General features: G+C 67.7%; 28 protein-coding genes, 1 tRNA gene and 1 pseudogene. 14 read left to right on the forward strand and 16 right to left on the reverse strand.

The window, feature by feature from the left end; genetic code table 11:
- The 6 genes and pseudogenes from K1Y73_RS07840 to K1Y73_RS07865 form a co-directional block, all read left to right on the forward strand.
- Positions 1-241, forward strand: a pseudogene (locus K1Y73_RS07840) (hypothetical protein); the annotation flags it as partial.
- Positions 242-290: 49 nt separating this feature from the next.
- Positions 291-1,487, forward strand: a complete 1,197-nt coding sequence (coaBC, locus tag K1Y73_RS07845) for a bifunctional phosphopantothenoylcysteine decarboxylase/phosphopantothenate--cysteine ligase CoaBC (RefSeq protein ID WP_225027695.1) — start codon at positions 291-293, stop codon at positions 1,485-1,487.
- 61 nt (positions 1,488-1,548) lie between these two features.
- Positions 1,549-2,016 carry a dUTP diphosphatase gene (gene dut / locus K1Y73_RS07850; RefSeq protein ID WP_225027696.1) on the forward strand — a complete coding sequence of 156 codons (468 nt, stop codon included), beginning with the start codon at positions 1,549-1,551 and terminating at the stop codon, positions 2,014-2,016.
- Between the two features lie 18 nt (positions 2,017-2,034).
- Entirely contained in the window at positions 2,035-3,087 is a 1,053-nt protein-coding gene (locus K1Y73_RS07855; RefSeq protein ID WP_404819071.1) for a HesA/MoeB/ThiF family protein, read from the forward strand.
- 107 nt (positions 3,088-3,194) lie between these two features.
- The gene (locus K1Y73_RS07860; protein ID WP_225027699.1) at positions 3,195-3,992 is read left to right on the forward strand and encodes a transporter substrate-binding domain-containing protein; all 798 of its coding nucleotides are present in this window, start codon (positions 3,195-3,197) and stop codon (positions 3,990-3,992) included.
- 37 nt (positions 3,993-4,029) lie between these two features.
- Positions 4,030-4,809: an amino acid ABC transporter permease gene (locus K1Y73_RS07865; RefSeq protein ID WP_225027701.1), complete on the forward strand. Its 780-nt coding sequence runs from the start codon at positions 4,030-4,032 to the stop codon at positions 4,807-4,809.
- A 587-nt stretch (positions 4,810-5,396) separates the two neighbouring features.
- Here K1Y73_RS07865 and K1Y73_RS07870 read toward each other — a convergent pair.
- Both K1Y73_RS07870 and K1Y73_RS07875 read right to left on the reverse strand, forming a co-directional pair.
- On the reverse strand, positions 5,397-5,939 hold the full coding sequence (locus tag K1Y73_RS07870; protein WP_225027702.1) for a Panacea domain-containing protein: 543 nt from the start codon (positions 5,937-5,939) through the stop codon (positions 5,397-5,399).
- A 226-nt stretch (positions 5,940-6,165) separates the two neighbouring features.
- Positions 6,166-6,249: transfer RNA gene (locus K1Y73_RS07875), tRNA-Tyr, on the reverse strand.
- A 245-nt stretch (positions 6,250-6,494) separates the two neighbouring features.
- Here K1Y73_RS07875 and rlmB point away from each other — a divergent pair.
- Positions 6,495-7,286 (forward strand): 23S rRNA (guanosine(2251)-2'-O)-methyltransferase RlmB, encoded by a 792-nt coding sequence (gene rlmB / locus K1Y73_RS07880; RefSeq protein ID WP_225027703.1) that lies wholly within the window; start codon positions 6,495-6,497, stop codon positions 7,284-7,286.
- A 161-nt stretch (positions 7,287-7,447) separates the two neighbouring features.
- Positions 7,448-7,894 carry a CoA-binding protein gene (locus K1Y73_RS07885; protein WP_225027704.1) on the forward strand — a complete coding sequence of 149 codons (447 nt, stop codon included), beginning with the start codon at positions 7,448-7,450 and terminating at the stop codon, positions 7,892-7,894.
- Between the two features lie 41 nt (positions 7,895-7,935).
- On the opposite strand, the gene K1Y73_RS07890 is transcribed toward K1Y73_RS07885, so the two are convergent.
- The 7 genes from K1Y73_RS07890 to K1Y73_RS07920 form a co-directional block, all read right to left on the reverse strand.
- A complete protein-coding gene (locus K1Y73_RS07890; protein WP_225027705.1) occupies positions 7,936-8,247 on the reverse strand; it encodes a phosphoribosyl-ATP diphosphatase in 312 nt (103 codons plus the stop codon).
- Complete coding sequence (hisF, locus tag K1Y73_RS07895; RefSeq protein WP_225027706.1) at positions 8,244-9,005, reverse strand: imidazole glycerol phosphate synthase subunit HisF; 762 nt, start codon at positions 9,003-9,005, stop codon at positions 8,244-8,246. The genes K1Y73_RS07890 and hisF overlap by 4 nt, the downstream gene beginning before the upstream one ends.
- A gap of 42 nt (positions 9,006-9,047) precedes the next feature.
- A complete protein-coding gene (locus tag K1Y73_RS07900) occupies positions 9,048-9,500 on the reverse strand; it encodes a DUF2867 domain-containing protein (RefSeq protein ID WP_225027707.1) in 453 nt (150 codons plus the stop codon).
- Positions 9,501-9,584: 84 nt separating this feature from the next.
- Positions 9,585-10,043, reverse strand: a complete 459-nt coding sequence (locus tag K1Y73_RS07905) for a VOC family protein (protein ID WP_225027709.1) — start codon at positions 10,041-10,043, stop codon at positions 9,585-9,587.
- A 51-nt stretch (positions 10,044-10,094) separates the two neighbouring features.
- Entirely contained in the window at positions 10,095-10,328 is a 234-nt protein-coding gene (locus K1Y73_RS07910; protein ID WP_225027710.1) for an Ada metal-binding domain-containing protein, read from the reverse strand.
- Positions 10,286-11,188: a DMT family transporter gene (locus tag K1Y73_RS07915; RefSeq protein WP_225027711.1), complete on the reverse strand. Its 903-nt coding sequence runs from the start codon at positions 11,186-11,188 to the stop codon at positions 10,286-10,288. The genes K1Y73_RS07910 and K1Y73_RS07915 overlap by 43 nt, the downstream gene beginning before the upstream one ends.
- Before the next feature lie 88 nt (positions 11,189-11,276).
- Positions 11,277-11,666 carry a DUF2147 domain-containing protein gene (locus tag K1Y73_RS07920; protein WP_225027712.1) on the reverse strand — a complete coding sequence of 130 codons (390 nt, stop codon included), beginning with the start codon at positions 11,664-11,666 and terminating at the stop codon, positions 11,277-11,279.
- 207 nt (positions 11,667-11,873) lie between these two features.
- On the opposite strand from K1Y73_RS07920, the gene hisA reads away from it, so the two are divergent.
- A complete protein-coding gene (hisA, locus tag K1Y73_RS07925; protein WP_225027713.1) occupies positions 11,874-12,590 on the forward strand; it encodes a 1-(5-phosphoribosyl)-5-[(5-phosphoribosylamino)methylideneamino]imidazole-4-carboxamide isomerase in 717 nt (238 codons plus the stop codon).
- 22 nt (positions 12,591-12,612) lie between these two features.
- On the opposite strand, the gene K1Y73_RS07930 is transcribed toward hisA, so the two are convergent.
- The 4 genes from K1Y73_RS07930 to K1Y73_RS07945 all read right to left on the reverse strand — a co-directional run bounded on the left by K1Y73_RS07930 (position 12,613) and on the right by K1Y73_RS07945 (position 15,942).
- Entirely contained in the window at positions 12,613-13,554 is a 942-nt protein-coding gene (locus tag K1Y73_RS07930; protein ID WP_225027714.1) for a glutaminase, read from the reverse strand.
- The gene (gene hisH / locus K1Y73_RS07935) at positions 13,542-14,195 is read right to left on the reverse strand and encodes an imidazole glycerol phosphate synthase subunit HisH (RefSeq protein ID WP_225027715.1); all 654 of its coding nucleotides are present in this window, start codon (positions 14,193-14,195) and stop codon (positions 13,542-13,544) included. Before hisH ends, K1Y73_RS07930 begins: the two co-directional genes overlap by 13 nt.
- A 97-nt stretch (positions 14,196-14,292) precedes the next feature.
- Complete coding sequence (hisB, locus tag K1Y73_RS07940; protein ID WP_225027716.1) at positions 14,293-14,880, reverse strand: imidazoleglycerol-phosphate dehydratase HisB; 588 nt, start codon at positions 14,878-14,880, stop codon at positions 14,293-14,295.
- 111 nt (positions 14,881-14,991) lie between these two features.
- A complete protein-coding gene (locus K1Y73_RS07945) occupies positions 14,992-15,942 on the reverse strand; it encodes a LysR substrate-binding domain-containing protein (protein ID WP_225027717.1) in 951 nt (316 codons plus the stop codon).
- 142 nt (positions 15,943-16,084) lie between these two features.
- Here K1Y73_RS07945 and katG point away from each other — a divergent pair, with 142 nt between their 5' ends.
- Positions 16,085-18,247, forward strand: a complete 2,163-nt coding sequence (gene katG / locus K1Y73_RS07950; RefSeq protein WP_225027718.1) for a catalase/peroxidase HPI — start codon at positions 16,085-16,087, stop codon at positions 18,245-18,247.
- A gap of 140 nt (positions 18,248-18,387) precedes the next feature.
- On the forward strand, positions 18,388-20,088 hold the full coding sequence (locus K1Y73_RS07955; protein WP_318248228.1) for a putative transporter: 1,701 nt from the start codon (positions 18,388-18,390) through the stop codon (positions 20,086-20,088).
- A 60-nt stretch (positions 20,089-20,148) separates the two neighbouring features.
- Here K1Y73_RS07955 and K1Y73_RS07960 read toward each other — a convergent pair whose 3' ends face one another.
- From K1Y73_RS07960 to metG, 3 genes are all read right to left on the reverse strand, one after another.
- Positions 20,149-20,310 carry a hypothetical protein gene (locus tag K1Y73_RS07960; protein ID WP_225027719.1) on the reverse strand — a complete coding sequence of 54 codons (162 nt, stop codon included), beginning with the start codon at positions 20,308-20,310 and terminating at the stop codon, positions 20,149-20,151.
- A 268-nt stretch (positions 20,311-20,578) separates the two neighbouring features.
- Positions 20,579-20,995: a hypothetical protein gene (locus K1Y73_RS07965; RefSeq protein WP_225027721.1), complete on the reverse strand. Its 417-nt coding sequence runs from the start codon at positions 20,993-20,995 to the stop codon at positions 20,579-20,581.
- 202 nt (positions 20,996-21,197) lie between these two features.
- Positions 21,198-22,916 carry a methionine--tRNA ligase gene (gene metG, locus K1Y73_RS07970; RefSeq protein WP_225027723.1) on the reverse strand — a complete coding sequence of 573 codons (1,719 nt, stop codon included), beginning with the start codon at positions 22,914-22,916 and terminating at the stop codon, positions 21,198-21,200.
- 144 nt (positions 22,917-23,060) lie between these two features.
- Here metG and K1Y73_RS07975 point away from each other — a divergent pair, with 144 nt between their 5' ends.
- Genes K1Y73_RS07975 through K1Y73_RS07985 form a run of 3 tightly spaced genes read left to right on the forward strand, consistent with a single transcriptional unit; the run spans position 23,061 to position 25,157 of the window.
- Positions 23,061-24,101, forward strand: a complete 1,041-nt coding sequence (locus K1Y73_RS07975) for an aldo/keto reductase (protein WP_225027725.1) — start codon at positions 23,061-23,063, stop codon at positions 24,099-24,101.
- Positions 24,102-24,153: 52 nt separating this feature from the next.
- Positions 24,154-24,675 carry a hypothetical protein gene (locus tag K1Y73_RS22010; RefSeq protein WP_263626559.1) on the forward strand — a complete coding sequence of 174 codons (522 nt, stop codon included), beginning with the start codon at positions 24,154-24,156 and terminating at the stop codon, positions 24,673-24,675.
- Positions 24,663-25,157, forward strand: a complete 495-nt coding sequence (locus K1Y73_RS07985; protein ID WP_225027727.1) for a lipocalin/fatty acid-binding family protein — start codon at positions 24,663-24,665, stop codon at positions 25,155-25,157. The genes K1Y73_RS22010 and K1Y73_RS07985 overlap by 13 nt, the downstream gene beginning before the upstream one ends.
- The last annotated feature ends 47 nt before the right edge of the window (positions 25,158-25,204 follow it).

Below are 25,204 nucleotides of genomic sequence, written 5' to 3' on the forward strand. Positions count from 1 at the left end.
GCCGGTCGTGGTGATCGCCGGCGGCGGCCATGTTCGCCGCGACTGGGGCGTGCCCGCCGTTTTGGCCCAGGCCGCGCCCGGGCTGCGGCTTCTGTCGGTCGGCCAGCTTGAGGCCGCCCCCGATGCCGCCCCCGCAACCGCCCCCGCGACTGCCTCCGACCCGGCCCTGCCCTATGACCTTTGGCTGATCACCCCGCCCGCGCCGCGCGACGATCCCTGCGCGGCCTTCTCGGGCGGTTGAGTTTCCCAGCCGCTGCCCCTAGGGTCCGGGGCCAGGCCGGAGGGGTTCGATGCTGCGCGACAGACGCATTCTGCTGATCATCGGCGGCGGGATCGCCGCCTACAAGGCGCTGGACCTGATCCGCCGCCTGCGCGAGCGGGGGGCGAAGGTCCGTGCCGTGATGACGCCGGCCGCCCAGGAATTCGTGACGCCGCTTTCGGTGGGGGCGCTGACGGCGGATCACGTCTTCACCGGGCTGTTCGACCGGCAGGATGAACAGGATGTCGGCCATATCCGCCTGTCGCGCGAGGCCGATCTGATCGTGGTGGCGCCGGCCACCGCCGATCTGATGGCCAAGCTGGCGCAGGGGCTGGCGGGCGATCTGGCCAGTGCCGTCCTGCTGGCCACCGACAAGCCGGTGCTGATGGCGCCGGCGATGAACCCGCGCATGTGGGCCCATCCCGCGACCCGGCGCAACCGCGCCACGCTGGCGGGCGATGGCGTCTTGTTCGTGGGCCCGGGACGGGGCGAGATGGCCGAGGCGGGCGAGGCGGGCGAGGGGCGGATGGCGGAACCGCTGGAGATTGTCGCGACGGCCGAGGCCGCGCTGGGCGGCGGGGTGCTGGCGGGAAAGCATGTGCTGGTGACCTCGGGTCCGACGCATGAGCCGATTGATCCGGTGCGCTATATCGCCAATCGCTCGTCGGGGGCACAGGGCACGGCGCTGGCCGCCGCGCTGCGCGATCTGGGCGCGCGGGTGACCTTCGTCACCGGCCCGGCCACGGTGCCGCCGCCCGGCGGTGTCGCGGTGGTGCGGGTGGAAACCGCGGCGCAGATGCTGGCGGCGGTCGAGGCGGCCTTGCCGGCCGATGCCGCGGTGATGGCGGCGGCGGTGGCGGATTGGCGGGTGGCCAATGCTGGCGCGCAGAAGATGAAGAAAGACGGCTCGGGCAAGGCGCCGGCGCTGGAATTTGCCGAAAATCCCGACATTCTGGCCCGTGTCTCGAAGGGCCAGCCGCGGCCGCGTCTGGTGGTGGGCTTCGCGGCCGAGACCGAAACCGTCATCGCCCATGCCACGGCCAAGCGGCTGCGCAAGGGCTGCGACTGGATCGTCGCCAATGATGTCAGCCCGGCGACCGGGATCATGGGCGGGGCCGAGAATGCGGTGACGCTGATCACCGATGCCGGGGCCGAGACCTGGGAACGGATGGGCAAGGATGCCGTGGCGCGCCGTCTGGCCGCCCGGATCGCCGAGGCCCTGGCATGAGCGGCGCAAAATTCTGGCAAGAATTTTGCCCGGAATTTTCGAAAATTCCGGGGCCCCGGCCATGACCGTGGTGATCCAGCTTCTGCGTGAACCCTGGGCCGATCCCGAGATCGCCTTGCCGCAGTACCAGACCGCCGGGGCGGCGGGCGCCGATCTTTGCGCGAATTTCCCGCCCGAGACACGGGCCGAGGGGCTGACGCTTGCGCCCCTGCAGCGCGCGATCTGCCCGACAGGGCTGCGCCTGGCCATTCCCGATGGCTATGAGATGCAGATCCGCCCGCGCTCGGGCCTGGCCACGCGGCATGGCATCACCCTGCCCAACACGCCCGGCACGATCGACAGCGATTATCGCGGGCCGCTGGGCGTGGCCCTGGTGAACCTGGGGACCGAGCCCTACACGATCCGCCATGGCGACCGGGTGGCGCAGGCGGTGATCGCGCCGGTGATCCGCGCCGCCTGGGCGGTGGTGGATGCGCTGGACGCGACCGAGCGGGGCGAGGGCGGTTTCGGCTCGACCGGGAAGCGGTAGGGGCGGGCGATGGGCGGCTTGCTGGGCTTTGCGCTGATCTCGGGCCTGGCGCGCTGGCGCGGCTGGCCGGCGGGCTTGTATCTCGCACTGCTGGCGCTGTGGTGGGCGGCGCTGGTTCTTCTGACCACGCCGCGGCTGGGCCTGCCGCAGGCGGCCGAATTCCTCGGCGGCAATGTCGTGCTGTGGCTGCTGCTGGGGCCATTGGCGGCGCTGGTCCTGGCCTATCACGCCCTGCTGCGCCGCCTGCGGGCACGGGCGCTGCTGCGGGTGCCGCCTCAGGCCTCTGCCACAGCAGCCCCCCCCGCGGCGCCCGCTGCCGCCTTCTCGGACGCCGAACTGACCCGCTATGCCCGCCATATCTTCCTGCGCGAAATCGGCGGGCCCGGGCAGAAGCGGCTGAAGGCCGCCAAAGTGCTGGTGGTCGGGGCGGGGGGCTTGGGCTCGCCCGTGCTTCTGTATCTTGCGGCCAGCGGGGTGGGCACGATCGGGGTGATCGACCCCGACCGGGTCGAGGCCTCGAACCTGCAGCGCCAGGTGATCCATGCCGAAGACCGCATCGGCCTGCCCAAGGTGGTTTCCGCCGAGCAGGCGATGCGGGCGCTGAACCCGCATATCGCCGTGCGGCCCTATTTTCAGGCGCTGGACGAAACCACAGCCGCCGATCTGATTGCCGAATACGATCTGGTGCTGGACGGGACCGACAATTTCGACACGCGCTATCTGGTGAACCGGGTCTGCGCGGCCCTGGGCACGCCGCTGATCGCCGGGGCGATCACCCAATGGGAAGGGCAATTGTCGCTTTGGCATCCGGCCTCGGGCGGGCCCTGCTATGAATGCGTCTTCCCCACCCGCCCCGCGCCCGGCATGGTGCCGACCTGCGCCGAGGCGGGCGTCGCAGCGCCCCTGCCGGGCATTCTGGGCGCGATGATGGCGATGGAGGCGGTGAAGCATCTGACCGGGGCGGGCGAAACGCTGCGGGGCCGGCTGCTGATCCAGGATGCGCTTTACGCCGAGACAAGGGTGATCGCGGTGAAGAGGCGCGCCGATTGCCCGGTCTGCGGCGGGCATTAGGCCCGCCGCAGCCTCGCCGCCTGCCGATTTTCGACGAAAATCGGCGCCCGCTTGCCAGTGGCGCGCCCACCGGGCTAACTGGGGCCAGTCAAACGGGAGCCTGACCCATGAACCTTTCCGCAGCCTTCGGCGCGGCCGCGCTGTCTTTCGCCGCCCTGTCCGCCTTTTCCGCCGCCGCGCAGGATCTGCCCGATCTTGCCGGGCGCGAAGTGGTGGTCGTCACCGAAAACGCCTATCCGCCGCTGCAATTCGTCGATGCCTCGGGCGCGGCGGTGGGCTGGGAATATGACGCCATGGCCGAAATCGCCAAACGGCTGAACTTTACGGTGAAATACGAAAACAGCTCGTGGGATGCGATGATCCCCGCCGTGGCCGAGGGCCAGTATGATCTGGGCATGACCGGCATCACCATCACCGATGAACGCAAGGGCCAGGTCGATTTCTCGGACAGCTACATGACCTCGGAATCGGTCATGCTGGTGCGCGGCGACGAGACGCGGTTCACCGATGCGGCCAGCTTCAACGCCGATGCCGATCTGCTGATCGGCGCCCAGCCCGGCACGACGCCCTTCTATACCGCGGTCTATTCGGTGCTGGACGGCAACGAGGCCAATCCGCGCATCAAGCTGTTCGAAACCTTCGGCGCTTCGGTCGAGGCGCTGAAGGCGGGCGATGTCGATCTGGTGCTGACCGATTCCACCGGCGGCGCGGGCTATGTGGCGGCCTCGGGCGGGGCGCTGAAGATCGTGGGCGCGCCGCTGGGCACCGAGGAATTCGGGTTCATCCTGCCCAAGGGCTCGGACCTGGCGGGGCCGATCAATGCCGCCATCGCCGCGTTGAAGGCCGATGGCACCTTCGAGGCGCTGAACAAGAAGTGGTTCCTTGATTATGCGATGGGCGGCTGAGGCGCGGATCGGGGAATGACGGAACGCTGACGGGACGATGATCCCGCAACCGAAGGCCGATGGCGATTTTCCCTGGTGGCTGGTGATCCTTGCGGTCACCGGCCTGTGGCTGTTCTGGGAAGTGCTGTCCGAGGCGCATTATGCCGCCGCGCTGGCGACGCTGGCCAAGGGCATTGGCGTGACCATTGCGGTTGCGCTGATCGCCTATGCCGGGGCCTGCGCGCTGGGGCTGGGGCTGGCGCTGATGGGCCTGTCGCGGCATCTGGTGCTGCGCCAGGCGGCGCGGCTGTATATCGAGGTGATGCGCGGCGTGCCGATCATCGTCTTGCTTCTCTATGTGGCCTTCGCGCTGGCGCCGACGCTGGTCTGGGCGGTGAACCAGGTCGCCGGGCAGGAAATCTGGCGGCCGCGCGACTTTCCCCTGATCGCGCGGGCGGTGATCGCGCTGATGCTGGCCTATTCCGCCTTCCTGGCCGAGATCTTCCGCGCCGGGCTGCAGGCGGTGGAAAAGGGCCAGATCGAGGCGGCGCAGGCGCTGGGCCTGAACCGCCGCCAGCGCTTTCGCCATGTGGTCTTCCCCCAGGCGCTGCGGATGATCCTGCCGCCCCTGGGCAATGATTTCGTGGCGATGGTGAAGGACAGCTCGCTCGTCTCGGTGCTGGGCGTGGCCGACATCACCCAATTGGCCAAGATCACCGCGGCCGGCAATTTCCGCTATTTCGAGACCTATAACGTCGCGGCCCTGCTGTATCTGGTGATGACGATCAGCCTGTCGCTGCTCTTGCGCCGGTTCGAGGCGAAGATGCGGGCGCGGTAGGGGAGGGGGCCGTCAGCGCCCCGCCGCCGCGGCGTGTCGCGGGGGCCGCAGGCGGGGAAGGCGATCCATCATTCTTTGGGGAATGGTGGGTGACCCTGCGGACTGTGTGTGCATCCCAGCAGCCCCGTTCGCTGAATGAGGATCGGGCAGGGGCTAATTTCCTTTCGTCCTGTTCGCTATCCAGATCAGTCACCCGGCTGCAGGCCCCGGTTGCAGCGCATAGAGCCGCGTTGCGCCGGGGTCTCTATTCCTCATCCTTCTTCGCGGCTGACGACCCTTTGCCGATTGCAACACCCGCTGTAAACGTAAACGCGGTTCCAACCAGTTTTAGTGCGTCGGCAATCCAAGGGCGTTCCACCGCAGTTCCTAGAAAGAAAAGGACCAAAAGCAGACCCAGCAACGCGACCGAAAGTATGATCGAAGCAGCGTGGCCTTTGTCGTCGGTTCCGTATTCGATTCCCCACCTGCAAAAGCGGAACACCTGATGTGGGGCGCCATTTGGTATGAATGGAGGCCAAGTTTTCGTATATTTATCAGGAGCTTCCGAGTTTACGGCCAGCGGCGGCAAGACAACGGTAAGGTCTTCCTTAGGCTTGTCTTGAGGCAACCAGCTTCCCCTTGAATACATCGCGAATTACTTCGACAGGGATCAAAGGTTTATCCGATAGATCACCATCGTGAAGGTCTTTGATGATTGTCCAAGGCTCACCCGGCGCATGGGTGGCGTTCGATAAAGCGATGCCGGTAAATGGTTTATGCACATCCCAAGTCTGCTTCAGGAACGACATAACTTCCTCGTTCGGAGGTTGCGGCTTCGAAATTCTGAAATCTAGTAAGGAAGTTCCGGTCTTGGTGATGGTGGTTGCGCGTTGATGCGTGATTGGATCGCGACCAGCAGACTTGAAGTCGCCGTATATTTCACGAACAACCGGCCCCCACGGCCACGCATAGACGTCTTCTTCGAACAGGGGGGTGTCCTTCTGCGCCAGCCACCAAGCTTGCGCATAGAAAACGAGCTTATACAGCTTCATTTGGTCAATGCGGGGGAAATTCCCGCTATCGGCAGCTTGGAGATCAAGGAAGGCGTTGGCCACAGCCGCCGCCGAAGTCGGGGCAGAACTGCTAGTCATTTTTACCTCCAATCAAGGGGTGAGTTATGCACAACTTACCCACAGTGTAGCATAGTTTGTTTACAGATGGTGTTTGCCTATCGCAATTGTCAAGATTTCCGGAAAACAGCCTGCCCAAGCGCCTGCATCTGGGTTTCGACGTTGGATCTAGGCATTTGTTGGAACGGCGTCAGGAAAACCACTCATTCCTCCAAGATATTGAGTTTACTTAAAATATCTTGGGGAATGGTGGGTGACCCTGGAATCGAACCAGGCATGGGTCGCCCCGGCGGAGTTACAGTCCGCTGCCGCACCTTGCAGCTCGTCACCCGACGGGGCGGGGTGTAGCCGGGGGCCCGCGGGGCGTCAAGGGTGTTTTGCTTGTGTTTTGCAAGCCTTTGGCGGCCGGGTTTTCCGGTGGCTTCGGCGGCCCCTTCTGCAGGCCTGGGCACGCCGGCGGGCGGGGGGCGCCTGCACCGAGGCGGCTTTGCCCGCCGCTCGGGGCCTTGCGCTGGGCAGGGACTTGCAGGGCGCGGGGTTTCCGCGCATTCAGGGGCGAACGGAAAGGATATGCCGATGAAGAAGCCGGCCTGGGTCGTCGACAAGGAACGCGCCAAGCGCGCCGAGGCGAAAGAGACGGTCTGGCTGTTTGGCCTGCATGCCGTGCGCGATGCCTTGGAAAACCCGCAGCGCGAGAAGCTGCGGCTGATCATCACCAAGAACGCACTCGACAAGCTGGACGCGGCGGTGGCCGCCTCGGGGCTGGAGCCGGAACTGGTCGATCCGCGCAAGTTTGCCGCGCCGATCGACGAAGGCTCGGTCCATCAGGGCGTGGCGCTGGAAGTGCGGCCCCTGAACTGGGGCAGTCTGGAAGATGTGGCGGTCTCGGGGCGGGGGGCGCCGCTCGTTGTGCTGCTCGACCGGGTGACCGACCCGCATAATGTGGGGGCGGTCCTGCGCAGTGCCGAAGTGTTCGGCGCGCGGGCGGTGATCGCGCCGCGCCATCATTCCGCCCCGGAAACCGGCGCCCTGGCCAAGACCGCCAGCGGCGCGCTGGAGCGGCAGCCCTATCTGCGGGTGACGAACCTTTCGGAAGCGATGAGCGCCCTGCGCGAGGCCGGCTATCTGCTGATCGGGCTGGATGGTGCGGCGCCGCTGATGCTGTCCGAGGCGCTGGACCAGGCCGGCACGCGGCCGGTCGGGCTGGTTCTGGGCGCCGAGGGCCCCGGCTTGCGCGAAAAGACCCGCGAGACCTGCGATCTTCTGGCGCGCATTCCCTTTGCCGGCGGCTTCGGCAGCCTGAACGTGTCGAACGCCGCCGCGGTCTCGCTTTACGCGGCCGCCACACACGCCGGCGTGAAGCCGTGATCACGAATGCGCGACACGGCTTTTAATCCGGCATTAGGGCTTCCATGTAACAGTACACAGGCACGGGACCCGGAACCCCCGTCCTTGATTCACTGTCCCTCGTTCCGCGACTTGGCGCCCGGCCCTTTGGCCTGGGCGCCTTTTTCTTTCTGGAGGTGATCATGGCGCATGATGTGACACAGGCTGCGGACAGCGGCGATGCCGCGCTGCGGGCGATCCTGGGCGGGGTGCGGCTGATCGCGCTGGTCGGCTGGTCGCCCAAGCCCGACCGGCCCAGCCATGGCGTGGCGGCCTATCTGGCGCGGCGCGGCTATCGGGTGATCCCGGTCAATCCGGGCCAGGCCGGGCAGCAGGCGCTGGGCGAGACCGTGCGGGCCTCGCTGGCGGACGTGGCCGAAAAGGACGGGCCGATCGACATGGTCGATATCTTCCGCCGCAGCGACGAGGCGGGGGCGGTGGTGGATGAGGCGATTGCGCTGGGCGCCAAGGGCGTCTGGATGCAGCTGGGCGTGATCGACCAGGCCGCGGCGGCACGGGCGCGGGCGGCGGGGCTTTGGGTGGTGATGAACCGCTGCCCGGCGATCGAGATTCCGCGGCTTGGGCTGTAGGGCGCGATTTTTCGACGAAAAATCGCAGCGGCGCCCGCGGGTCAGCCGCGGGCGGCCTTTTCGGCGATGCCGGATGTGCCCTCGCGCCGCGTCAGTTCCGCCTCGACATCGGCCAGCGTCACATCGCGGGCGGCCAGCATCACCAGCAGGTGAAAGATCACATCCGCCGCCTCGGCGGTCAGCTTCGCGCGGTCGCCCTTGACCGCCTCGATGATCGCCTCGACCGCCTCTTCGCCGAATTTCTCGGCGCATTTCTCCGGGCCCTTGGCCAGCAGCTTGGCGGTCCAGGATGTGTCGGGATCGGCCGCCTTGCGGGCGGCGATGGTGGCGGAAAGGCGAGCAAGCGCGCTCATGTCAGCCTCATCGGAATGCCGGCGGCGGCCATATGGGCCTTGGCCTGGCCGATCGTATAGGTGCCGAAATGGAAGATCGACGCGGCCAGCACCGCCGAGGCGTGGCCTTCGGTGATGCCCTCGACCAGATGGTCCAGCGTGCCGACGCCTCCGCTTGCGATCACCGGCACGTCCACCGCATCGGCAATGGCGCGGGTCAGGGGCAGGTTGTAGCCGCCCTTGGTGCCGTCGCGGTCCATCGAGGTCAGCAGGATCTCGCCCGCGCCTTTCGCGGCCACCGTGCGGGCAAATTCGACCGCGTCGATGCCGGTGGCCTGGCGGCCGCCATGGGTGAAGATCTCCCACCGTCCCGGCGCCACGGTCTTGGCGTCGATGGCCACGACGATGCACTGGCTGCCGAAGCGGTCGGCGGCTTCGGCCACCACATCGGGGTTGGCCACCGCGGCCGAGTTGAACGACACTTTGTCGGCACCGGCCAGCAGCAGCGCCCGCACATCGGCATGGCTGCGCACCCCGCCGCCCACGGTCAGCGGCACATAGATCTGTTCCGCCGTGCGGGTGACCAGATCGAACATCGTGCCGCGGTTTTCATGCGTGGCGTGGATGTCGAGGAAGCAGATCTCGTCGGCGCCCGCGCGGTCATAGGCCTTGGCGGCCTCGACCGGGTCGCCCGCGTCGATCAGGTTCACGAAATTCACGCCCTTGACGACGCGGCCATCGGCCACGTCAAGGCAGGGGATGAGACGGGTCTTCAGCATGGGCCGTGCATGAACCCGAAGCGGCAAAAAGGCAAGAGCGGCTCAGCCGCCGATGCGCCGCACCGCGCCGCGCACGATCAGGATATGGAAGGGCATCACCAGAAGCAGATAGGCCCGGCCCCACAGATTATGCGGATGCACCCAGGTCGACAGATAGATCCGCGCCCCCTGGCGCAGCACGGCGATGCGGAAATTCAGATGCCGGTCGTCAAAGCCCAGCACGCATTCGCCGGGATCGTCCTTCTGGACCGGGAACAGGCCCAGCGCCTCGGCGCCGCGCGGGGCCGCGGTCTGCAGCCCGAAGGGCCGCACCAGCGCATGGCGCAGCGCCAAAAGCGCCCGGGCCCAGCGCGGCATCTGCAAGCCACGCTCGGCCGCGGCGCGGGGCGACAGCGGGCTTTCGACGGAATAGCAATCCAGGAAATCGCCGGGCCGGTGCATGGACCAAAGGCTGGAGGCGGACGGCAGCGGGTCGGTGCGGATCTGGGCGGACATGCGGGCAGGGTGACAGGGCCGGGAGGCAGGCGAAAGACGGCATCTCGCCGCGCCCCGTCGCCCCGGCGCGCCCCGGCGCCCCGTTCAGCCCCAAAGCCGCGGTTCGGCGAATTCCAGCGAATTCCCGGCCGGGTCGCGGATATAGATCGAGCGCGGCGGCGTGCCCGCATGGCCGGGCCAGTCGACCACCGACTCAATCGTGACGCCGGCGGCTTCCAGCCGCGCCTGCCAGCGCGCCAGATCGTCGCGCGTGGCGGCAAAGCACAGATGGCCCGGCCCGCGCGTGCCATGCGCGGGCACGGGCAGGCGGCCCGCCGGGGCGGGAATCTCGGTTTCGGCGGGGTTGAAGACCAGAAGGATGCCCGCACCCACGCGGAAGAACAGATGCCGGCCGGGTTGTTCGCCGATCAGCTCCAGCCCCAAAATCTCGGTATAAAAGGCGCGGGCCGCGTCAAGATCGGCGGCATAAAGCGCGGATTCCAGGATGGCGGTGGGCCGAAGGTCTTGCGGGCGCAGGTCTTGCGAGGTCGGGTCTTGGGTCATGGCCCCAGCCTGCGCCAGGGGGCATCCGGGGTCAACCCGGCCGGCCCGGCGTCAGCCGCCGCCGCAGCGCTTGCAGGCGCGGAAGCCCGCCGCCTCGGCCGCGGCGCGGCTGTCAAGGATGCGCAGGTTCTGCCGCAGCGGCCGGCCGGGGCAGCCGTCGCGGCAATGAATGCCGGTCGTCGCCACCGCCCAGACCAGGCCGGTCCGGTCGCCCGCCTGAAAGGCCGCCCATTCGGAATCGCTTACCGCGCGCCCCGCGTGGCGCCGCGCCACTTGTCCAACCATATGCCGATCCTTCCCTGCATTGCCATCAGCCCCAAGGCGATCAGCAGGAAGCCGGCCAGATGCCGGGGCCGCAGCGCCTCGCCCAGAAAGATCCCGCCCAGGGCCGCGGCGCTGACCGGGATCAGAAAGGTCACCAGCGACAGGTTCGTCGCCCCCGCACTGGCCAGCAGGCGGAAAAAGATCAGATAGGCCAGCGCGGTGGACAGGGCCGCCATCGCCGCCACCGCCGCCAGCGGCGTGAGGCCCGGCCATTCCATCTGCCAGGGGCGATCCTGGGCCAGCCACAGCGGCAGCAGCAGAAGGCTGGCCGCGGTGACCTGGCCGAAGGCCGTGGCCAAAGGCGGCACGCCCATGCGCTTGAAGCGCCGACCCCAGATCGCCGCCAGCCCATAGCTGAAGGCCGCGCCCAGACAGGCCAGGATCGCCAGCGCCTCGCCTCCGGCCGCCCCGCCCACCATGACCGAGACCCCGGCCAGCCCGCAGACCAGGCCCAGGGCCTTCTGCGGGGTGATCCGTTCGTCGGTGGTGAAAAGATGCGCCAGGACCACCGTCCAAAGCGGCGTCGTGGCGTTGACGATCGCGGCCAGCGCGCCGTCGATCCGGCCCTGCGCCAGGGCGAACAGCGTGAAGGGCAGGGCCGAGTTCAGCGCCCCCATCACCAGAACCGCCCCCCAGGCCCGCCGCGGCAGGCCCTGGCCGCGCAGCGCCAGCACGGCCCCCAGGATCAGCGCCGCCAGCGCCACCCGGCCGAAGACCACGCTCAAGGGCGGCAGGTCGCGCAGGGCCAGCGCCACGAAGAAGAACGAGCCGCCCCAGAGAAGCGACAGCAGCAGAAGCAGGGCCCAGTCGGTGCGGCGCATCGGTGTCTCCTTCGCGCCTGTCCTGCCAGACCCGGGCCGCGAGGGCGACCCGGAATCTGCGCTTCCCGAGCGAAAGCCCGCGCCGCGGTTACTTGACCCGCGTCCAGGTGCCGCCATCGCGGCAGATGCCGATCACGCAGCCATAGACCTTCAGCGTATTGCCCGAGAGATCCATTTCCGAATTGTAGGTCTTGTCGCGGTCGGGCGACCAGATCTTGCCATCGTCATAATGACCGCCCTCATAGGCGACCATGTCCCAGACGATGCGCTTGCCCACATTCGGGCTTTCGATCTGCTTGCCCGCGCCGTCGAAGGCCTTGACCAGCGTGCCGCAGAAGGCAGCGCCGCAGGGCTTGATCTGGACATGGCCGAAATTGCCGTTGTCGTCGGGCTTGGTCTTCCAGGTGCCCTCGATCGGGTCGGCAAGCGCCGCCGTGCCCAGGCAGGCCAGCGCCATGGCCAGTGCGAATGTCTTCATCGGATCCTCCTCCGCTGATGTCTCCTCGGGGAGAATCCTTTGCGCCCTTGGCCCCGCCGATCAAGCGTGACGTGGGGTCGGGTGGCGGGTCGGGTGCGGGGCCGGGTGCGGGGCCGCGCGCCTCGGGCCGATCCGCGCCCCCTTGGCTTGGCCCGCCGCCCGTGCCAAAGACCGCCCAAAGCCGCAAGCCGCAAAAGGGGAAGCCCGATGATCCTTTATCCCGCCATCGACCTGAAAGACGGCCAATGCGTGCGCCTGTTGCGCGGCGAGATGGAGGCGGCGACCGTCTTTGGCGACGATCCGGCCGCGCAGGCGGCCAAGTTCCAGGCGGCGGGCTGCCGCTGGCTGCATCTGGTCGATCTGAACGGCGCCTTTGCCGGCCAGCCGGTCAATGCCGCCGCGGTCGAGGCGATCCTGGCGCGCATCTCGGTGCCGGCGCAACTGGGCGGCGGGATCCGCGACATGGCGACGATCGAGATGTGGCTGGAAAAGGGCCTGGCGCGGGTCATCCTGGGCACGGTCGCGGTGGAGAATCCCGATCTGGTGCGCCAGGCGGCGCGGGCCTTTCCGGGCAAGGTGGCCGTGGGGATCGACGCGCGCAAGGGCCGCGTCGCCACCAAGGGTTGGGCGACCGAGACCGGTGTGATGGCCACCGACCTGGCGCGCAGCTTCGAGGATGCGGGCGTGGCCGCGATCATCTACACCGATATCGACCGCGATGGCGCCATGCAGGGCCCGAATATCGAGGCGACCGAGGCGCTGGCGCGGGCGGTGACGATTCCGGTCATCGCCTCGGGCGGGGTGTCGCGGCTGGCCGATCTGATCGCGCTGCGCGAGACCGGGGTCATCGCCGGGGCGATCTCGGGCCGGGCGCTGTATGACGGGGCGATCGACCTGGCCGAGGCGCTGGCGGCGCTGGGCTAAGCGGCAAACCTCGCCCCCGGCCTTAGCCGAAGACCGACCAGCCGGTTTCGCGCGCCAGCCGCTCCATCGCCAGCGTGCCCAGATGCGAATTGCCGCGCGCGTTCAGCCCCGGCGACCAGGTGGCAATGGCGGCCCGGCCCGGGGCGATGGCCAGAATGCCGCCGCCCACGCCCGATTTGCCCGGCAGGCCGACGCGATAGGCGAATTCGCCCGATCCGTCATAATGGCCGCACATCATCATCAGCGCATTGATCCGCCGGATCCGCGCCGGCGAGACCAGCCTTGGCCCGCCCGGCGCGCCGGTCAGGAACAGCCCGGCCCGGGCGAGCTGCGCGCAGCTCATCTCGACCGCGCATTGATGCACATAGGTGCCGATGGTCAGCGCGGCGGGATTGCGCAGATTGCCATGCGCCGCCATGAACTCGGCCAGGGCGATGTTCCGATGCGCCGTCGCCTGTTCGCTGGCCGCCACCGCCTTGTTGATGTGAATGTCGTCATCGGCCGCGGCCAGGCGGATGAAGCGCAGCAACTCGCCCAGAACCTCGCGCGGCTGGTGGCCGGCCAGGATCGCATCGGTCACCACCAGCGCGCCGGCATTGACGAAGGGATTGCGCGGGATGCCGTTCTCATGTTCCAGCTGCAGGATCGAGTTGAAGGCATGGCCCGAAGGCTCGCGCCCGACCCGCAGCCACAGCTGATCGCCCAGCCGCCCCAGCGCGATGGCCAGGGTGAAGACTTTCGAGATCGACTGGATGCTGAAGCCCTGATCGGCATCGCCCGCCCGCAGCACCTGCCCGTCGGGCAGGGCCAGGGCGATGGCGAAGGGGGTGGTGGACTGGCGCGCCAGTTCGGGAATGTAGCTGGCGACCTGGCCGCGCTCGGGTTCCTGCGCCATCTCGGCGGCGATCCGGTCCAGGACCGGCTGCAGGGCCTCGGGCGTGAGGGGCGGGGTCAGGGTGCCCATTTCAGGAAGTTGGCGATGATCCGCAGCCCGGTGGCCGAGGATTTTTCCGGGTGGAACTGGGTGCCGATGATCGTGTCGCGCCCGATGATCGCGGTGATCGGGCCGGCATAATCGACATGGGCCAGCAAATGCGCCGGATCGGCGGTGCGGACCTGGTAGGAATGCACGAAATAGGCATGATCGCCGGTTGCGATCCCGTCCAGAACCGGGTGAGGGCGGTCGATCACCAGATCGTTCCAGCCCATATGCGGCACTTTGAGATGCGCCGCACCCGGTACGATTTCGGGCTCGATCCGCGTGACCTCGCCGCCGATCCAGTCGAAACCCGGGGTCTCGACATATTCCAGCCCGCGCGTGGCCAGCATCTGCATGCCGATGCAGATGCCCAGGAAGGGGCGGGCGCGGGTGGTGGCGGCCTCGGTGATCGCCTCATACAGGCCCTCGCGCGCGACCAGCGCCCGGCGGCAGGCCGGAAAGGCGCCGTCGCCCGGCAGGACCACGCGGTCGGCGCGGGCCACATCCTCGGGCCGGGACGAGACGATCACCTCGCCCGCGCCGGTTTCTTGCGCCATGCGCTGAAAGGCCTTTTCGGCCGAATGCAGATTGCCGGACTCGTAATCGACAAGGACGGTCAGGCTCATGCCGCGGCTCCGCCGCGGGGCAAGAATTTTCGAAAATTCTTGCTCGGAGTTTTCGAAAACTCCGGGCAAATTTCTTCGAAGAAATCTGCGCCCCGCATCACAGCGCCCCCTTGGTCGAGGGCAATTGCCCCGCCATGCGCGGATCGGGCTCGACCGCGGCGCGCAGGGCGCGCGCGACCGCCTTGAAACAGGCCTCGGCGATGTGGTGGCTGTTCAGCCCATGCACCAGATCGACATGCAGGGTGATGCCGCCATGGGTGGCCAGCGCCTGGAAGAATTCGCGCACAAGTTCGGTGTCGAACGTACCGATCTTGGCCGTGGGCATCGGCAGCGACCACACGAGATAGGGCCGGGCCGACAGATCCAGCGCGCAGGCGACCTGCGCATCGTCCATCGCCAGGTTGAAATGGCCATAGCGGCGGATGCCGGTCTTGTCGCCCAGGGCGCGTGCCAGCGCCTGGCCCAGCGCGATGCCGCAATCTTCCACCGTGTGGTGATCGTCGATATCCGTGTCGCCCTGCGCCTGGATGCGCATGTCGATCAGGCTGTGCCGCGCCAACTGATCCAGCATGTGGTCGAAGAAGCCGACGCCGGTGGCGATCTCGGCCTTGCCGGTGCCGTCCAGATTCACCGCCACCTCGATGGCGGTTTCCTTGGTCTTGCGGGTGATCTCGGCCTTGCGCATGGCTTTGTCCTTTCGCAGGTGCCTGCGCAGTAACCCGGGAAGGCCCGGCGCGGCAAGAGGGGGCGGCGTTTTGGCAGGGTCCGGCGGCCGGCGGTTCAGGCGGCCACAGGTTCAGGCGGCCGGGGCGGCGGCGGGTTGCGCGTCGGTGGCCCGGCCCAGCGTCTCCGAGGCGACCTCGCGCACGGTTTCGGCCACTTGCAGAAGCTGGCGGGCAAGCGGGCTGGTGCGGCGCCAGATCATGCCGATCGTGCGGCTGGGCTGCGGGGCCGCGAAATGCGCGATGGCCACGGGCGCGCTGGCCGGTGCCGCCCGGGTTTCGACCGCGACCGCCATTTCCGGGATCAGCGTCACCCCGATGCCGGCGCTGACCATCTGCACCAGCGTCGACAGCGAGGATCCGTCCAGCAATTCGCGCGGCTGGCTGGCGGCCAGGTTGCAGAAGGACAGCGCCTGATCGCGGAAGCAATGGCCCTCTTCCAGCAGAAGAAGCCGCATCTCGCGCAGCGCCGCGCGGTCGGGCACCGGCTTGCGGGCATCGGCACCGGGCCGCACCAGCACGAATGTCTCGGCGAACAGCGGCACCTCGCTGAGCGCGGGTTCCGAGACCGGCAGCGCCACCAGCGCCGCATCCAGACGCCCTTCGTGCAGTTCGCCGATCAGCCGCGCGGTCAGGGTTTCGCGCAGATGCAGGTCCAGCCCCGGAAACCGCTGGGCCAGGGCGGCCACGATGCCGGGCAGCAGATAGGGCGCGACCGTGGGGATCACACCCAGCCGCAGCCGGCCCGACAGGGCCGCGCCCTCGGCCCGGGCCAGATCGCCCAGCTCGTCCACCGCGCGCAGGATGTCGCGCAGCCGCGCTGCCACCGCTTCGCCAAAGGGTGTCAGCCGCACCTGCCGCGCCCCGCGTTCGAACAGGGGCGTGCCCAGCGCCGCCTCCAGCTCGCGGATCTGCATCGACAGGGCGGGCTGCGAAATGGCCGAAGCCTCGGCCGCGCGGCCGAAATGGCCGTGGCGGGCCAGCGCCTCGAAATAGCGGAACTGCCGAAGGGTGACGTTTAGCATTATAAGTTGCGCTTATCAGACCGATCAGGAAATACAAGTTTTGCCGATGACATCTGCCTGTTAGAACGATTCCAGACAGTGGGAATCGCGGGCGCCCAACCCTGGGCGCACCGGCGATCGGCATGACAAGCAGGAGAGCCAGATGGACGGCAACGGTGCGGGCAAATGCCCGGTGATGCATGGGGCGATGACGACCGGGGGCCGGTCGGTGACCGAATGGTGGCCGAATGCGCTGAATCTGGACATCCTGCATCAGCATGACACGAAGACCAACCCGCTGAAGGGCTTTGACTATCGCGCGGCGGTCAAGACGCTGGACTATGCCGGGGTGAAGGCCGATCTGCTGGCCCTGATGACCGACAGCCAGGAGTGGTGGCCGGCCGATTGGGGCCATTATGGCGGGCTGATGATCCGCATGGCCTGGCATGCCGCGGGCACCTATCGCCTGGCCGATGGCCGCGGCGGTGGCGGCACCGGCAACCAGCGCTTCGCGCCGCTGAATTCCTGGCCGGACAATGTCTCGCTGGACAAGGCGCGCCGGCTGTTGTGGCCGGTGAAGAAGAAATACGGCAACAAGATCAGCTGGGCCGATCTGATCATCCTGGCCGGCAATGTGGCCTATGAATCGATGGGCCTGAAGACCTTCGGCTTCGGCTTCGGCCGTGCCGACATCTGGGCGCCCGAGAAGGATGTCTACTGGGGCTCCGAGAAGGAATGGCTGGCGCCCTCGGACAGCCGCTATGGCGATGTGTCCAAGCCCGAGACGATGGAAAACCCGCTGGCCGCAGTGCAGATGGGGCTGATCTATGTGAACCCCGAAGGGGTGAATGGCCAGTCCGACCCGCTGAAGACCGCCGCGCAGATCCGCGAAACCTTTGCCCGGATGGCGATGGATGACGAGGAAACCGTGGCGCTGACCGCGGGCGGCCATACCGTGGGCAAGACCCATGGCAATGGCGATGCGAAAGCGCTCGGCGCCGACCCGGAAAGCGCCGGCCCCGAAGCGCAGGGTCTGGGCTGGGCCAACCCCAATCAGGGTGGCAAGGCCGCCAATGCGGTGACCTCGGGCCTGGAAGGCGCCTGGACCACGCATCCGACCGTCTTCGACATGGGCTTCTTCGAGATGCTGTTCGGCCATGAGTGGGAGCTGCGGAAATCCCCCGCCGGCGCCACCCAATGGGAGCCGGTGTCGATCCGCGAAGAGGACAAGCCGCTGGACGCGACCGATCCGACCCGGCGGCGCAATCCGATGATGACCGATGCCGACATGGCGATGAAGGTCGACCCGATCTACAACGCGATCTGCCGGAAATTCATGGCCGATCCCGACTATTTCAAGGAAACCTTCGCCCGCGCCTGGTTCAAGCTGACGCATCGCGACATGGGGCCGAAGGCGCGTTACATCGGGCCGGAAGTGCCGGCCGAAGATCTGATCTGGCAGGATCCGGTGCCGGTCGGGCCCAAGGGCTGGGACGTGGCGGCGGTGAAGGCGGCGATTGCGGGCTCGGGTCTGACGGTGGCCGAGATGGTGTCGACCGCCTGGGATTCGGCCCGCACCTATCGCGGCTCGGATATGCGGGGCGGCGCGAATGGCGCCCGGATCCGCCTGGCGCCGCAGAAGGACTGGGAAGGCAACGAACCCGCCCGGCTGCAGAAGGTGCTGGCGGTGCTGGAGCCGATCGCGGCCCAGGCCGGTGCCTCGCTGGCCGATGTGATCGTGCTGGCGGGCGGCGTGGGCGTCGAGCAGGCGGCCAGGGCCGCGGGCTTCGATGTGACCGTGCCCTTCACCCCGGGCCGCGGCGACGCGACCGCGGCGCAGACCGATGCCGACTCGTTCAAGGTGATGGAGCCCTTGGCGGATGGCTATCGCAACTGGCTGAAGAAGGACTATGTCGTCAGCCCCGAAGAGCTGATGCTGGACCGCACCCAGCTTCTCGGCCTAACCGCGCCCGAGATGGTGGTTCTGGTGGGCGGCATGCGCGCGCTGGGCACCAATCACGGCGGCACGAAGCACGGGGTCTTCTCGGCCCGTGAAGCGGCGCTGACGCCCGATTTCTTCGTCACCCTGACCGACATGGCCTATACCTGGGTTCCGGCCGGCAACGGGATCTATGAGATCCGCGACCGCAAGACCGGCGCCGTCAAGGGCACCGCCACGCGGCTGGATCTGGTCTTCGGCTCGAACGCGGTGCTGCGGGCCTATGCCGAAGTCTATGCCCAGGACGATTCGGCCGAGGCCTTCGTGACCGACTTCATCGCCGCCTGGGTGAAGGTGATGGAGGCCGACCGCTTCGATCTGCTGTAAGCGGCAGGGATCTGGCGATATCCTGGGCGTTTCGGCGCCCGGGGCTGCAAAAGCGGCGGCGACTTCGATCCGGGGTCGCCGCCTTTTTTCATCCGGTCTTTGCTTTTCGGCGCAAAACTCGGCGATGCTTGGGGCAGGTCTTGGGCGGGCAGGGGGCGGCGGCGATCATGGGCGCGATGCTGAACGGGCTGGGCGAGGTCGCGCTGGCGGCGATTGCCGTGTCGCTGGCGGGCACGATCGGGCTGTTGCTGGGGCGGGTGCAGATCCGCGGCGTCGGGCTGGGGATCGGCGGCGTCCTGTTCGCCGGCATCGCGCTGGGCGATCTGGCCGCGCGGGCAGGCGTGCATTTCAACGCCGAAATGTTCGATTTCCTGCGCGAATTCGGGCTGATCCTGTTCGTCTTCACCATTGGCGTGCAGGTGGGACCGGGCTTTTTCGGCTCGTTGCGGAAATCGGGGCTGCAATTGAACCTGGCCGCGCTTTCCGTGGTGGTGCTGGGCGTTCTGGTGACGCTGGCGGTGCATTGGATCTTCGATGTGCCGGTGCCGGCGCTGGTCGGGCTGATGTCGGGGGCGGTGACCAACACGCCCGGCCTGGGCGCCGCGACCCAGGCGCTGGCCGATCTGGGCGCCGGGCCCGAGGTGACGGCGCTGCCGCCCCTGGGCTATGCCATGGCCTATCCTTTCGGCATCGTCGGCATCCTTCTGGCGATGCTGCTGATCCGCTTCCTGACCCGGGTCGAGATCGGGGCCGAGGCGGCAGCCTATGACCGCCAGCGCCGGGCGGGGGCGGGCGAATTGCCCTCGATGAACGTGACGCTGCGCAATGCCAATCTGGACGGTCTGCCGCTGGCCGAGGTGCCGCGCCTGTGGGATGCCGGCGTCGTCGCCTCGCGCATGATGAAAGAGGGCGCGCTTCTGGTGCCCCGGCGCGAGACGGTGGCGCATCTGGGCGACACGTTGCATCTGGTCGGCCCGTCCGAGAAGCTGCATGCGATGCAACTGGTGCTGGGCGTGCCCAGCGACACGCCGCTGACCACCAAGGGCACCGATCTGACCTGGACGCGGCTGGTCGTGACCGACAAGCACGCAACCGGCCACCGGCTGGGCGCGCTGGGGCTGGACGGAACCGGGATCGCCACGGTCAGCCGGGTCATGCGGGCGGGGACCGAACTGCCGGCGCAAAGCGATCTGGTGCTGGAATTCGGCGATATCGTCACCGTGGTCGGCCCCAAAACCGCGGTGGCCGACACGCGGCGCGTCCTGGGCGATGAGAAGCGGCGGCTGGATCTGGTCGATTTTCCCGGCGTCTTCCTGGGCATAACGCTGGGCATCCTGCTGGGCTCGATCCCGATTGCCATTCCGGGCCTGTCGGCGCCGTTGAAGCTGGGGCTGGCGGGGGGGCCTTTGGTGGTGGCGATCCTGCTGGGGCGCAAGGGCAGCTGGGGGCCCTTCACCTGGGTCATGCCGCCGGTCGCCAATCATGCGCTGCGCGAGTTCGGCATCATCCTGTTCCTGGGCGTGGTCGGGCTGAAGGCGGGCGGCCGGTTCCTGGACACGCTTCTGCAGGGCGACGGTCTGGCCTGGGTCGCCTATGGCGCGCTGATCACGCTGATACCGCTGCTGATCGTGGGCTTCCTGGCCCGGCTGGTCTTCGGCTTCAATTATCTGACGCTGTGCGGCGTTCTGGCCGGGTCGATGACCGACCCGCCGGCCCTGGCCTTTGCCAATGCCCAAAGCGAATCCTCGGCGGCCTCGGTCGCCTATGCCTCGGTCTATCCGTTGGTCATGGGGCTGCGGATCTTCGCCCCGCAGCTTCTGGTCCTTTTGTTGATGTCATGACGGGGCGCGGGGAATGGCCCCGGGGGCAAGCCTGTCCCGGGGCCGGGTAGGGGCGGGTGCCTATTCGCCTTGCGCAGTCACGCTGCTGCCAGGCAGCGCGCCGATCAGGTCTTTCGGAGCGAAAAGCACCACCAGCGCCGCGACATAGACGGCAAGGAACAGAAGCACGGCAAGCAGCGGGCGGGCGGTCGGACTGCGTCTTTGGCTGTAGGTGTCGGACATTTCGGTCTCTCCCTTGGGCAGCTTCTCAGATGGGCCGATGCCGGGAAGAATAGCACGTCGCGCGCCAAGCCGGGTTTCTCATCTTCCGCGTGTATGCGGAATATTTTCCCGGTTCAGCGCGGGATCGGCAGAATATTGCTGCCGAATCGGCCAAGCCTTGCCGTTCAGGGGAAAACTTTCCGCAGTTGCAGCATGCCTCGGCCGCAGCGCGGCATGAAAAAGGCCGGCCTGGATGTCCAGGCCGGCCCGGTCTGCCGATCCGCAGGGATCAGTAGCAGACATACCAGTATTCGCAGTAGCCGTACCAGTCGCACCAGTATTCCCAGTAGCAGGCGCCGCGGGTCTTGGTTTCGGCGGCATCGCGCAGGCTGTCGACCTTGGCCACGATCATCGGATCGTCCTTGCCCAGTTCGGCCGCCTCATCCAGGATCTTGCCCAGGTCCATCGCCTGGCCCTTTTCCTCGATCGTGGTGCCTTCGGCCACGGCCAGCATCATTTCAACGCCGGTCACCAGCGCCAGGGCGTCGCCCTTGGCGCGGCCATAGTTGATGACGGCGGTCGCGGTCTGCAGGGTGGCCCGGGCCTCGGCCTGTTCGGTGGCGTTCGGGGCGGGGGTTTCGGCCATGGCGGCGGGGGCGGAAAGCACGGCGACGGAAAGGGTCAGGGCAGTGAGAAAGCGCTTCATGTTGAGTCTCCCATAATGAAATGTGCGCCCGCCCCTCGGATCGTCCTCTGCATCACCCTTGGGCCGGATGTAGGCAGACTTTGCCCCGCCGGGGCGCGCCGTTCAAATGAAAAACCCCGTCACCAAAGGCGACGGGGTTGGGATTTCCACACCTTGGGCGGGCGGGTGCAACCATGGGTAGAGATGGCCCCTCCGGGCCGCCCTAGCTGCGAATGCCGGCGAAACGGGCCTGCCAGTCGGAGCGTTCCTCGTCGGTGATCTTGCGGAACAGATTCTCGGGCACCGAGAACCCTGCGCCCGGCGCCAGATGGCGCATCGCGGCGGGCATGTCGCTGGGCCAGGACCAGTCGTCACAGCCCAGCGCCGCCATCATCGCCTCGGCCGCGTCGGGGATGAAGGGGCGCGACAGGACGGCGTAAAGCCGGATCAGGTTCAGCCCCAGCCGGATCTGCGCCTGGGCCTGTTCGGGATCGGTCTTGACCACCGTCCAGGGCGCCGAGGCCTGCAGATATTCATTGCCCGCAACCCAGATCGCCCGCAATTCGGCCGCCGCCTTGCGCACTTCGATCGCGTCCATCAGCCGTTCATAGTCGCGCACCCGCGCGCCCAGATCGGCGATCAAAGCCTCTTCCATCGGGCCGTAAGACCCACCCGCCGGCACCGTCTCGCCGAATTTCGACCGGGCGAATTTGGTGACCCGGCTGACCAGATTGCCCAGCACATCGGCCAGATCCTTGTTCACCGAGACCTGGAAATTCTCCCAGGTGAATTCGCTGTCCGAAGATTCGGGGGCGTGCGACAGTAGCCACCAGCGCCAGTAATCCGACGGCAGGATCGACAGCGCCTGGTCCATGAACACCCCGCGCCCGCGCGAGGTGCTGAACTGGCCGCCGTCATAATTCAGGTAATTGAAGGACTTCAGGTAATCGACCAGCTTCCACGGCTCGGCCGAGCCCAGGATGGTGGCCGGGAAGGACAGCGTATGGAAGGGCACGTTGTCCTTGCCCATGAACTGGTAATAGGTCACGTCCTCGGCGCCCTTGTCGGTGCGCCACCAGCGTTCCCAATCGGCATCCGGCCGGCCGTTCGCATCGGCCCATTCGGCGGTGCCGGCGATATATTCGATCGGCGCGTCGAACCAGACGTAGAAGACCTTGCCCTCCATCCCCGGCCAGGGCTGATCGCCCTTCTTCACCGGGATGCCCCAATGCAGGTCGCGGGTGATGCCGCGATCCTGCAGACCGTCGCCGTCATGCAGCCATTTCTTGGCAATGGACGTGGTCAGGATCGGCCAATCGGCTTTCGAGTCGATCCAGGCCTCGATCCGGTCCTTCAGCGCCGATTGGCGCAGGTACAGGTGCTTCGTCTCGCGCAGTTCCAGTTTGGTCGAGCCCGAGATCGTCGAATGCGGATCGATCAGGTCGGTCGGATCCAGCTGTTTGGTGCAATTGTCGCATTGATCGCCGCGCGCGCTGGTGAAGCCGCAATTCGGGCAGGTGCCCTCGATATAGCGGTCGGGCAGGAAGCGGCCGTCATCGACCGAGTAGAACTGCTTCTCGGTCACTTCGCGGATCAGCCCGGCCTCGTCCAGTTTCCCGGCGAAATGCTGGGTCAGCCGATGGTTGCGCGCGCTGGAGGACCGGCCGAAATGATCGAAGCTCAGCCGGAAGCCGCGGGCCAGATCGGCCTGTACCTCATGCATCTGGGTGCAGTATTCGGCGACGGGCTGCTTGGCCTTGGCCGCGGCCAGCTCGGCCGGGGTGCCGTGTTCATCGGTGGCGCAGATGAACATCACCTCATGCCCGCGCCCGCGCATGTAGCGCGCAAACAGATCGGCCGGCAGCTGGCTGCCCACCAGGTTGCCCAGATGCTTGATGCCGTTGATATAGGGAATGGCCGAGGTGATGAGGATGCGTGCCATGCGTGCGCCCTTCCAGAATTGCCCGCGCGATGTAGCGCATAGCGGCGCCAAGGACCAGAGACCAGCGTGGCCCGGCCGCTCGCGATTGCGTTGCTTGCCTGTGACGGCAGGCAGGTTAGCCTGTGGCGAACTGGGAGTGATGCGATGAAGATGATTCCGCTGGGCAAATCGGGCCTGACCGTATCCGAACTGTGCCTGGGCACGATGACCTGGGGCAGCCAGAACACGGTGGCCGAGGCGCAGGCGCAGGCCGATCTGGCGCTGGAGCGTGGCGTGACCTTCTGGGACACGGCCGAGATGTATCCGACCAATCCGGTCCGGGCCGAGACGGTGGGCCGCACCGAAGAGATCATCGGCGAATGGCTGGCCGCGCGCGGCGGCCGGTCGCGGTTGGTGATCGCGACCAAGATCACCGGCAAGGGCGCGGTGGTGCGGCCCGGAGAGCCGATCACCGGCCGCAGCATGCGCGCGGCGCTGGAAGGATCACTGCGGCGGCTGGGGACGGATTACGTCGATCTGTATCAGCTGCACTGGCCGAACCGCGGCAGCTATCACTTCCGCCAGGCCTGGTCCTATGCGCCGCATGGCGCCGACAAGGCGGCCGAGACGGCGCATATGACCGATGTGCTGACCACCGCCAAGGCACTGATCGACGAGGGCAAGATCCGCGCGATCGGCCTGTCGAACGAAAGCACCTGGGGTGCCGCGCGCTGGCTGCATCTGGCCGATACGCTGGGCCTGCCGCGCATGGCCTCGGTGCAGAACGAATATTCGCTGCTGTGCCGGCAGTTCGATACCGATTGGGCGGAATTCTCGATGATCGAGGACATGCCGCTTCTGGCCTTCTCGCCGCTGGCGACCGGGCTTCTGTCGGGCAAATATGCCGGCGATGTCACGCCCGAGGGCACGCGGCGCAGCTTTACCCCCGATCTGGGCGGACGGGTGACGCCGCGGGTGTTTCCGGCGGTGGCGGCCTATCTGGGCATTGCCGCGCGCCATGGTCTGGATCCCTGCCAGATGGCCATCGCCTTCTGCCGGTCGCGGCCCTTCACCACGCTGCCGATCATCGGGGCCACGTCGGTGGCACAGCTGGCCAGCAATATCGACGCGGCCGGTCTGACCCTGCCGCAGGTCGTGCTGGACGAGATCGTCGAGGCGCACCGGGCCCATCCGCGGCCCTACTAGGGCTTGCGCAGGCGCGGGTTTCGGCCCAGGACGGATCGGGATCGGGGGGCCAATGGCGGGGTTTGCGGCACGGCTGGGGGGCTTGGTTCTGGCGCTGGCGCTGGGCGGTTGCGTCTTGCCCGGCGGGGGCGGCGGCGGGAAGGCCCAGGCGCCGAACCCGGTGACCGGCGGCGAGATCGAGGTTTCGGCCCTGGACCCCCCGGCGCCCGAGGCTGTGGCTGTGGCTGTGGCGGCGCCCGTGCCTGCGCCGTCGGCTGTTCCGGCCGTCCCGGCCGCTGCATCAGCCCCGGCCGCCCCGGTCGTGGCAGCCGATCCGGCGCCGGCGCCGGCGGTTGCGAAAAGCCCCGAACAGATCGCCTGCGAGAAGAAGAAGGGCAGTTGGGCCAAGGCCGGCAAGGCCGGTTTCGCCTGCATCTTCCCCACCCGCGACAGCGGCAAGGCCTGCCGCAAGGGCGCCGATTGCGAGGGCCTGTGCCTGGCGCGCTCGGGCACCTGCGCGCCGATCAAGCCCTTGTTCGGCTGCAACGAGATTCTGGACGATATGGGGCGGAGGATGAGCCTATGCGTCGATTGACCCTTGCGCTGGTGCTGGCGCTGGCCGCCTGCGCGGCGCCGCCTCCGGTTGCGGCCTTCCGCAAGGCGGGGGCGCCGATCTGGTCCTCGGCCGCCTTCACCCCGGCGCGGATCGCCGGCGACTGGCAGCAGGCGGCGGTGTTTGCCTCGGGCAAGGGCGCGGGCTGTGCGCCGGGGCGGCTGCAGGTGGATCCGGGGCCGGGGGGGCTGACGGTGTCGGGCCGGCTGTGTCTGGACGGGCAGCAGGTCGCGCTGTCGGGCCCGCTGCGCCCGGTCGGGCCGGGGCGGCTTGCGGTGGCGGGAATGGAGGATTGGTGGGTGATCTGGGTCGATGCCGATTACCGCACCCTGGCCGTCGCCACGCCCTCGGGCCGGTTCGGCTTTGTTCTTGACAGGGGAAAGATTGGCCCAGACCGGCTGAAGGCCGCGGGCGAGATCTTTGACTTCAACGGGTATTCCAAGGCCCGGATGATCGCCTATTAGGCCCCGGGGACTGCGATTTTTCGACGAAAAATCGCAGCCTTCCCAGG

Source organism: Xinfangfangia pollutisoli (assembly GCF_020179405.1).
Taxonomy (GTDB): domain Bacteria; phylum Pseudomonadota; class Alphaproteobacteria; order Rhodobacterales; family Rhodobacteraceae; genus Pseudogemmobacter; species Pseudogemmobacter pollutisoli.